Below are 3,857 nucleotides of genomic sequence, written 5' to 3' on the forward strand. Positions count from 1 at the left end.
GCCCAGCCCCACCCCGCGGAACCCGAACCGGGGACGCCAGACGTAGCCGATCCTCGCCAGGGGCCAGAGCAGGATGAGCGCCTGCCCCACCACGCCCAGAGTCGCGGAGCCGGCGAGGACGGCGATCATCGTGCCGTCCCACGAGACGACCGGATGCTCGCCGTTGTCGCCGCGGCCGAACAGGGCGATGAAGACGCCCAGGCCCGCGATGGAGATGACGTTGTTGAGGGCCGGCGCCCACATGTAGGGACCGAAGTTCGACTTCGCGTTGAGCACCTGGCCGAGCATCGTGTAGAGGCCGTAGAAGAAGATCTGCGGCAGGCACCAGAAGGCGAAGGCGACCGCGAGTGCGCGCTGGTCGTCGCTCCACGCGGGCGAGGAGTAGAGCCGGATGAGCAGCGGTGCGCACAGCGTGGCGACGATCGTCACGGCGGCGAGGGCGAGGATCGCGAGGGTGAGCAGCCGGTCGATGTAGTCCTTGCCGCCGTCCGGCCGCTTGGCCGCTCGCACGATCTGTGGAACGAGCACCGCGTTGATCACGCCGCCGGAGAGCAGCATGTAGAGGGTGTTCGGAATCTTGTTCGCCACGTCGAAGGCGTCCGCCGTGCCTCCTACGGCGACGCCGATCGCCACGATGAGCATGGCGGCCTTGACGAAGCCGAGGATGCGCGAGACGAGCGTGCCCGCCGCCATGACGGAGGAGGACTTGGCGAGTGAGCTCAGCCGGTTCTCGGCCACGTGATTCCTAACATCGGGGAGCGGTGGTCAGCAGGGGCTCCTGGAGGAGGCCCTGCGCGAGGCGCCGTGCGGGCGGCCTCGGCGGCATCAGCTCTGTGCCCGTGCCACGGCGGCGTCGAGCTGGCTCTTGGGGATCTTACGCCTGCCGCGGCGGATGGTCCTGACGAGGCCGAACACCAGCACGAGGGCCAGCGCGGTGCCGACGGCGAGCGTGGCGGTGTTCTCCCAGTCCGCACGCACCCTCACCAGCAGCTCCGTGGACTGCGGCATCCGTGTGCCGTCCATGCTCAGCACCCGGACGTGGGCACGGACGTCCGCGTTGGCCAGCCCGCGCACGGGCACCTCCACGCTGCGCGCCTCCCCGGGGCCCAGGGTGAGGGGCTCCGACTCCTCGGTGCTCAGCTGCGGGGTCCCGGCCTCCACCCGGAGGCGGACGCGGGCGGAGCGGTCCGTGGTGTTCTCCACGCGGACGGGGATGTGGGCCTGCTCGCCCGTGACCAGCAGCACCGAGGACCCCGGTTCCGGGCGCACGCCTCCGGCCAGCGCGGCGACCCAGCCTCGGGTCCGCTCGGAGCAGGCGTCCGTGCCTGACGGCGAGTCGGTCTCGGAGCCGGACCCGGCATCGGCCCGGGTGTCCGTGCCGCCGGCGGGAGCGTCCCCGGAATCGCCGGCGCGTCGGGCCTCGATCCGCTCCGTGCCCGTGCAGGTGAGGAGGGAACGTGCCATGTCCCGGCGTGCCTCGGTCTCGTCCGTGAACACCGCCGAGGCCGCCTCGCCCTCGCCGTAGGAGCGCCCCAGATCCGTGAGCAGGTTCTGCGCCTGCTGCGCGCCGGGTGCGCTCTCCTGGTCCGCGGAGGGCTCCACGAGCGCACCACGTGCCACGGGCTCGGTCTCCGCGAGGCTGTCGAGGGACTCGGAGCTCAGCCACGGCGCGCTGCTCAGCTCCTTCGCCAGCTGCGGGAGGTCCGGGCCGGCGGCCTCGCGGGGGAGCGTGAGGAGCATGTGGCGGGAGTCGAAGGGGCGCTCGGCCGTGATCGCGGCGGACGTCGCCAGTGCCTCACCGGGTGCGCGCGGGCGTCCGCGTGCCTGTTCGGCCGCCGTCTCGCTGAGCCCGGAGTCCGCGATGAGGGTGTTGAGGATGCGGGTGTCGCCGTCCGCGCCACCTCCCTGCTCCGACCGGTCTCCCGGCTCCGCGTCCGGGGGCGGTGCGTACGCGGACTGCGGGTCCCCGTGCGTGTCCATCGTCGAGTAGGCCGAGGACGTGTAGGAGGTGATGGAGGGCTGCTGGGCGTCGGAGAGGATGAGCGTCTGCCCGCCCTGCTCCGCCAGGGCCGTGAGGTCCGCCCGGCGCACCGTGTCTGCGGCCGGCCACATGATGTCCGTGCGGAGGCTGTCCGCGAGCGGACCCGTGAGGCCCCGTTCCGTGTCCGCCTGGTCCAGGAGGCCGCCGAGGCCGTCCGCCAGCTGCGCCGCCTCGTCCGCGGCAGCGGACGCCGTGCGCCCGCGGACGGACCGTGCCTGCTCCTCCGCAGAGGTCTCCGCCGCCGAGGCCTGCGAGCGGAGCGCTGTGACGTGCGCGTCCGCCCAGGGCAGGGGCAGCACCTCGCGGTCCGCGGCGAGCTCGGTGAACTCCGCGTACCACTCGGCGAGGCGGGGGAGGCGTGCCGCCGCGGCCTCCGGATCGGGTGCCTCCTCCGTGGCATCCGCCGAGGGGCCGTCCCCGGTGCCGTCGTCCTGCCCGTCCCCGGCGCCGTCGTCCTCGGCCTCCTGTGCACCGGGGCCGTCCGTGCCCTCGAGGGAGGCCGCACCGGATTCCGTCGGGGTGTCCGCGGGCGGGGTGTCACCGGACTGTCCGTCGTCCGAGGGTGAGGCCCCCGGCGTGCGCGCTCCGTCCTGTCCCGCCGAGGCCGGGGCCTCCGCGGTCGGATCGTCCGCAGGGGCTTCCGGCTCGTTCTCCGGCAGCTCGAGGGCGGCACGGGCGGAGGCCAGCACGCGCGGGTCCACGGCGAGTGCGGCGTCGTCCAGCTCCCGTGCGGCCGTGAGCGAGCGGTCGAGGGCACCGGCGAAGGCGCCTCGGGCGGAGGGGTCCGCCGCGCGTTCCAGGACCTCTGCCTCCAGGAGCGGGCCGCCGTCCGCGGGGACCGCGTCGAGGGTGACGGGGAGGACCGTGGAGACGACGGTGGGGTCCACCCCGGGATCCGGATGCCAGACGGTGAAGGCGGGGGCCGTCTGCTGCACCGGTGTGGTCGCGGGGGTGGTCTGTTCGGCGGGATCGGACTGCTCCGCGCCCTCGGCCGGCTCCGGGGCGTCCGTCTGTCCGGGAGTGTCCGTCCCGCCCGCGCCCTGCGTCTGCTCTGCCGTGAGGGTGACGACGAGGCCCAGTGCGCCCCAGCTGTCGATCGCCGAGCCGGCGGGCTTCATCCGGTCCGCCGGGACGGTGAAGGAGAAGTCATGGCTGTCGCCGGGGGCGAGCGTACTCGGGAGCTCCGGGGCCTCGTAGGCGGGGGAGCCCGCCCGGTTTCCGGAGGACTCGTCCGCGCCGTCCTCGCCCGAGGCGCCGGTTCCGTCCCCGCCGTCCGCGTCCCCGCCGTCCGTGTCCTCGGAGGAGGCGATGAGGAGCGGCGAGTCCTGGTCCTCCGTCCACGCGGCGATGTCCGTGCGGGCGCTGATCTTCTGTGAGGACCGGGAGAGGGTGAGGGACTCCGGAGCGAGGGGGTCGGCCGTGCCGTTGACGACCTGGCCCGTCACCTCCAGCGCTCCGTCGCTGTCCACCCAGGGAGAGACGGAGTCGATGCGGACCTGCACGCTGCCGGTGGGCTCGTTCTCGTCCTCGTCCGCTGCGGCCGAGGCCTCGGGAGTCCCCTGCGTGCCCGTATCCATGTCACTGGAGGCGGCGGCGCCATCGGGGGCTTCGGAGGCAGCGAGGGCGTCGGACGCGAGGGAGTCCGAGGGTTCCGGAGCGGCCTGGGCAGGCGCTGCGAAGGCCGCGGTGCCGACAGCCAGCGCGAGAGACGCGAGGCTCGCACTGATCCGCGCCAGTGCACGGGCCCGCCGCCCACCGGCCGGCGGGGACGGATGCGACCGGCGGCGGTGCGGGCGTGGCAGAGGCGCCTCTGCCA

The 3,857-nt window shown here is 74.1% G+C and carries 2 protein-coding genes; both read right to left on the bottom strand.

What is annotated here, in order from left to right; all coding sequences use genetic code 11:
- Positions 1 to 738 (bottom strand): lipid II flippase MurJ (locus Q0A33_RS08705; protein ID WP_363316551.1); only part of this gene is annotated, 738 nt, incomplete at its 3' end.
- 87 nt (positions 739 to 825) lie between these two features.
- Positions 826 to 3,843 carry a DUF6049 family protein gene (locus Q0A33_RS08710; RefSeq protein ID WP_363316552.1) on the bottom strand — a complete coding sequence of 1,006 codons (3,018 nt, stop codon included), beginning with the start codon at positions 3,841 to 3,843 and terminating at the stop codon, positions 826 to 828.
- Positions 3,844 to 3,857 lie beyond the last annotated feature (14 nt).

The organism is Brevibacterium sp. (genome assembly GCF_022712115.1).
In the GTDB taxonomy this organism is placed as follows: Bacteria; Actinomycetota; Actinomycetes; order Actinomycetales; family Brevibacteriaceae; genus Brevibacterium; species Brevibacterium salitolerans.